Below are 3,649 nucleotides of genomic sequence, written 5' to 3' on the forward strand. Positions count from 1 at the left end.
GAGCAGATCGAGCGGATCGCGCGCGAACTCTCGCGCTACAAGGACGTGCTCTATCTCGGCCGCGACACCAACTTCCCGCTGGCCATGGAAGGCGCGTTGAAACTCAAGGAAATCTCCTACATCCACGCCGAAGGCTATGCAGACGGCGAACTGAAGCATGGGCCGATCGCGCTGATCGACGAGAATATGCCGGTCATCGTCATCGCGCCGCATGACCGGATCTTCGAGAAAACCGTTTCCAACATGCAGGAAGTGGCGGCGCGCGGCGGCAAGATCATCCTGATCACCGACAGCAAGGGCGCGGCGCAGGTGAGCGTGAAGACGATGGAAACAATCGTGCTGCCGGATGTGCCCGAAATCATCTCGCCGATCATCTATGCGCTGCCGATACAGATGCTGGCCTATTTCACCGCCGTGTTCATGGGCACCGACGTCGACCAGCCACGCAATCTGGCGAAATCGGTGACGGTGGAATAGGTTTTGCCTTCCAGACCGGAGGTTGAGCCGAATGGCATCGAAGTTCGCACGTCCAGTTCATCCTGGAGAATTCCTGCGTGAAGAATATCTCGTCCCGCTCGGCATGAGTGTAGGCGCGCTGGCGAAAAAGCTCAACCTTCCGCGCACCCGTATCGAACGCATTGCCAAGGAAGAGATCGGCCTGACTCCCGATACCGCTCTTCGCCTCGCCAGATTTTTCAACACCACGCCCGAATTCTGGATGAATTTTCAACAGGCCTATGAGCTTGAAACCGAAGCCAGAAAGCTGGCGCCGGAGCTCGAGAAGATTGAGCCGTTGGAAGTAGCGGCATAATCGGCTCTTTAAAAACTTCGCAGTTCCAAAGCTTCGTCCGGTTCACTAATGTTGCGCTGCAACCCGCGCTCCGGTGAACCATGTCCGACGCTCCCAAGACCTCCGGCATGACCCGGCTGAGGAACTATTTCCTCACGGGCTTCATCGTCTGCGCGCCCTTGGCGATCACCGCCTACATTGCCTGGTCGTTCATCGGCTGGGTCGATTCCTGGGTGAAGCCTTATATTCCGGCCCGCTACAGCCCTGACACCTACCTGTCGTTTCCGGTGCCGGGGTTCGGACTGATCGTGGCGCTTATCCTGATCACGCTGATCGGTTTCCTGACGGCAAACATCGTCGGCCGCGCCATCGTCAATTTCGGCGAGCGCCTGCTTGGCCGCATGCCGCTGGTGCGAGGCATCTACGGCTCGCTGAAACAGATTTTCGAGACCGTGCTGTCGAACAAGGGCGACATGTTCCGCCAGGTCGGGCTGGTCGAATATCCGCGCAAGGGCGTGTGGTCGCTGGTGTTCGTCGCCAGTGAAAAGGAAACCGAGATCAACCAGAAGCTCGACCAGGAAGGCGATCCGCTGATCGCCGTATTCATGCCGTGCACGCCAAACCCGACCACGGGCTTCCTGATGTATGTGCCGAAGTCGGACATCGTGCCGCTCGACATGACGATCGAGGATGGCGCCAAGCTGATCGTCTCCGCCGGTCTGGTGGCGCCCGAAGTAAAGCAAATGGTTGTCGTGAATGGCGAGCCGATCGAAGGGATGCTCGCCAACCCTTCGGTTGCCGCCCTGGCTCAGCCGGCGCGCAGAAGCCGCACGGCTTCGTCGCGACCGAACAAGTAAAGCAGCAGGCGCAACGCCTCACCACGCTGCGATTGCAGCTCCGGATCGCGTGACAGGATCAGCCTGGCATCGTCGCGGGCGGCCTCCAGAAGGTCGGCATGCGCCTCGATGCGAGCCACCTGGAAGCCCGGCGTGCCCGACTGGCGGGTGCCCAGCAATTCGCCTTCGCCGCGCAGCTTCAGGTCCTCCTCGGCGATCAGGAACCCATCCTCGGTCTCGCGCATCACCGACAGCCGGCGTTTTGCGGTCTCGCCGAGCGGGTCCTTGTAGAGCAGCACGCATGAGGAGGGCTTGTCACCGCGTCCGACCCGGCCGCGCAGCTGGTGCAACTGGGCCAGGCCGAAGCGCTCTGCATGCTCGATGACCATGACGGTGGCGTCCGGCACATCGACGCCGACCTCGATGACGGTGGTGGCGATCAGGATGCGTGTCTCGCCCTGCTTGAAGGCGCGCATCGCCTCGTCCTTCTCGGCACCCTTCATGCGGCCGTGAACGAGACCGATGCGATCGCCGAACAATGGTTTCAGCGAGGCGAAGCGGTCTTCGGCCGACATCAGTTTGATCTCTTCGGATTCCTCGACCAGCGGACAGATCCAGTAGATCTTCTGGCCGCCGGCGACGGCGTCCACCATGCGGGCGACCAGTTCGTCGAGCCGCTCGAGCGGCAGCGTAACGGTACGGATCGGCTGGCGGCCGGCCGGTTTTTCCGTCAGTTTCGACACGTCCATGTCACCGAAAGCGGTCAGCACCAGGGTGCGCGGGATAGGAGTGGCCGTCATCACCAACATGTCTGGCGCGTCGCCCTTGGCGGTGATGGCAAGCCGCTGATGGACGCCGAAACGATGCTGCTCGTCGATGACGGCGAAGACGAGGTCTTTGAAGGTGACGGTCTCCTGGAACAGCGCGTGGGTGCCGACGACGATGTCGATCTCGCCGGTTGCCAGGCCGACCAGCGTATCCGCGCGTTCGCGGCCCTTCTCGCGACCGGTGAGGATGGCGATGCGAAGCCCTACCTTGGCGGCAAGCGGCGTGATGGTCGCAAGATGCTGGCGCGCCAGGATTTCGGTCGGTGCCATCAAGGCTGCCTGGCCGCCGGCCTCGACGGCACGCGCCATGGCCAGCAGCGCGACGACAGTCTTGCCGGAACCGACATCGCCCTGCAGAAGCCGCAGCATGCGCTCTGGGTCGGCGAGGTCGGCATTGATTTCGGCCAGCGCAAACTCCTGGCTTGATGTCAGCGAATAGGACAGTGCGGCCCGCAGTTTTTCGACGATGCGGCCGTCGCCGACCAGGGGTCGCCCGGACAGCCTGCGGACTTTCGCTCGCACCAGCGCCAGCGAGACCTGGCCCGCCAGCAACTCGTCATAGGCGAGCCGCCGCCAGGCGGCACCATCGATGGAGACGTCAATCGGGTCGGCCGGATTGTGGATGCGGGCAAGCGCATCGCCAAAGGCCGCAAAGGTGTGCCGCCGCATGAAGGCGCCGTCCTGCCATTCGGGAAATTCAGGCACGCGCGTCAGCGCCTGGCCGATCGCCCGGCGCAGCACCTTGCCCGAGAGCCCGGCTGTCAGAGGATAGACCGGTTCGACCAGCGGCAGGTTTTCCGCTTCGCTGGCCAGCGCAATATGGTCGGGGTGGACCATGCTCGGGCGGCCGTTGAACCATTCCATGCGGCCCGAGACCACGACATGCTCGCCCTCGGGCATCGCCTTTTCGAGATAGGAGGCGTGAGCATGGAAGAAGGTCAGCGCGATCTCTCCGGTATCGTCATGGGCGAAGACCCGGTAGGGCACCGACCTGTTGCCACGCGGTGGCGGCTGGTGGCGGTCGATGCGCACATCGAGCGTGACGATCTGGCCTTCCGCGGATCCCGCGATACCAGGCCGACTGCGCCGGTCGATGACGGTGTGCGGCAGCACGAACAGAAGATCGCCGGCACGCGCCGCGCGGTCGCCGAGATCGGCCGGAACAACCTTCTCGATCAGCGCGCCGACTTTCGGTC

The 3,649-nt window shown here is 63.0% G+C and carries 4 protein-coding genes; 3 read left to right on the top strand and 1 reads right to left on the bottom strand.

Annotation, left to right across the window (positions count from 1 at the left end; all coding sequences use genetic code 11):
* From EN914_RS28215 to EN914_RS28225, 3 genes are all read left to right on the top strand, one after another.
* On the top strand, window positions 1-477 hold a 477-nt coding region (locus EN914_RS28215), incomplete at its 5' end, for an SIS domain-containing protein (RefSeq protein ID WP_127389405.1).
* Window positions 478-508: 31 nt separating this feature from the next.
* A complete protein-coding gene (locus tag EN914_RS28220) occupies window positions 509-811 on the top strand; it encodes a HigA family addiction module antitoxin (protein ID WP_024503568.1) in 303 nt (100 codons plus the stop codon).
* A gap of 80 nt (window positions 812-891) precedes the next feature.
* Window positions 892-1,647, top strand: coding sequence for a DUF502 domain-containing protein (locus tag EN914_RS28225; protein WP_024503567.1), 756 nt, complete (start codon window positions 892-894; stop codon window positions 1,645-1,647).
* Here the strand turns inward: EN914_RS28225 and recG are convergent.
* The coding region (gene recG, locus EN914_RS28230) for an ATP-dependent DNA helicase RecG (protein ID WP_127389406.1) at window positions 1,599-3,649 on the bottom strand (2,051 nt) is incomplete at its 5' end. The genes EN914_RS28225 and recG overlap by 49 nt on opposite strands.

The organism is Mesorhizobium sp. M7A.F.Ca.CA.001.08.2.1 (genome assembly GCF_003998455.1).
GTDB lineage: Bacteria > Pseudomonadota > Alphaproteobacteria > Rhizobiales > Rhizobiaceae > Mesorhizobium > Mesorhizobium ciceri.